This window comes from SAR324 cluster bacterium (assembly GCA_029245725.1).
Lineage (GTDB): Bacteria > SAR324 > SAR324 > SAR324 > NAC60-12 > JCVI-SCAAA005.
On sequence record JAQWOT010000147.1, the window covers coordinates 1 to 1,704 of the forward strand.

At 51.9% G+C, this 1,704-nt stretch carries 2 protein-coding genes; both read left to right on the plus strand.

Annotation, left to right across the window (positions count from 1 at the left end):
• Positions 1-753, plus strand: a 753-nt coding sequence (locus tag P8O70_06720; protein ID MDG2196568.1) for a hypothetical protein, incomplete at its 5' end; no start/stop codon positions are given.
• The coding region (locus P8O70_06725; protein ID MDG2196569.1) for a hypothetical protein at positions 726-1,704 on the plus strand (979 nt) is incomplete at its 3' end. The genes P8O70_06720 and P8O70_06725, both read left to right, overlap by 28 nt.

Genomic DNA, 1,704 nt, shown 5'->3' on the forward strand with positions numbered 1-1,704 from the left:
CAGCCCATACAGAAAGAAGAGAAAAAAGAATCTTCAGTTGAACAAGAGTCATCCGAACCTGTTGTGGAGCAGAGACTGATAGAGCCAGAGATCCAGCCGGTAGAACCACCGGAGATCAAAGCTAAGAGTAAGCAGGTTGAGCCCAAAGCTGCTGAGCCTGCCGCTCAGCAGAAAATCATGAAGACAACACCTGAGGAGCCAACACTTAAAATAAGCACTGAACCTGGATGGCAAGTCTTTGCTGGAGCAACTGAGGCTAACTATTCAGAGCGCGGTTATGAGGTAGCACTTCAAGGTCAATCGCTGGGGGCTCGTTATCAACTGGTCGGTCCCTGGGGTACAGTCTACGGACTTCAGCAGCACTGGCTGCGTGAAGAGGGCCAGGCCCAGATTGGTGATGTAGCTGGAAAGCTAGAGCGTGAGCAGTGGCAATTCGGGTTCAACAGTGGGGTAGAGCTTGGTCATCAATACTGGTTGCGGCTGCAGTTAATGGTCCTGCTGGGCTGGCAGGAAGACCGACTCAGCTACCGACACCAGAAAGTTTCAGGAGAAGTCCAGTATTCTGAGACCATCGGTAATGGTCAGTTCCTTTGGGGCTATGAACTCTCTCCCGTGTTTAGAATTGCCGAAAACTGGCTGCTGGGGACTCGCTGGCAGCAACGTATGGACTCGTTGCAGATCCGCTATGGAGACGGCACCAATGCTGAAATTCTCAGCAAGCCGGCTTGGCAGATCTGGATCGAATACCGCTAATGACGCTCATGTATTCGTGGAGCAATCGACTCTTTGTCAGCCTGACGTTTTTGTTAGTGGCCTGCTCTGGTGGTGATGGAAAAAGTGAAAGCAGTTCCTTTACTGAGCCATCTTTTACAGAAGTAAAAACACCTGAGCCTGAGATTGTGATTGTTGAAGTTGAAGTTCTGGTTGAGGTGCCTGTGCAGGACAACCTCACCGCTTTTAGTGGCAAACTGGCTCAGGACTATGTCAAAGGGGCAACGGTGGTTGCCGACATTATCCGCACCGACTCTGAAATTGGGAACCTGCAACAGGATCCTGGGGAGGTAACTGCTGTCTCTGATACTGGTGGTGGTTACACTTTGAGCAGTGGCTACAGTGGCTTTGTCTTTTTCTCAAAAGGTGGCACGGTGACCAACTCTGCCGGAGAAGAAGTCCCTGCACTGCCGATGTTGGCTCCCATGCCTGAAGAAGGCCAGCAGTCGGTCAATATCACTCCATTGACGACACTGGTTACTACTCAACCAGAACTCAAAGCCAAGCTCGATGAGATCGGCGGATGGAATACTGATATTGCGGACCCTGCCGGCTCACCCGGAAGCCTGCTGCGTGTAGCCAAAACAGTGGAGACAGTGCTACAGGTGCTCAGTGGTGGAGAGAGCCCTCTATTGGATTCAACAGCTGCTCAGTTAGCGGCTCTGGGTAAGGTGGCAGAGACAATGACGGAGGTTGAGGACATCAGCTCCGATGCTGCTTTGACCGGATTAGCCAGGGATTCTGCCAATGCAGTCCTTAACGATCCAAATCTGGTGGCTCCTTCGCGGCTGGAGCAGGCTGGTTCCTTAGAGCAGGTTCTTGCTGGGATTGAAAACAGTGTTGCCGTTGTTGCCCAAGCGGTCCCGGACAGTGAGGAGCCAATCGTCGAATCGGAGATTGTTGAAACAATTGAAGAGAGCGTTGCCGAAACAG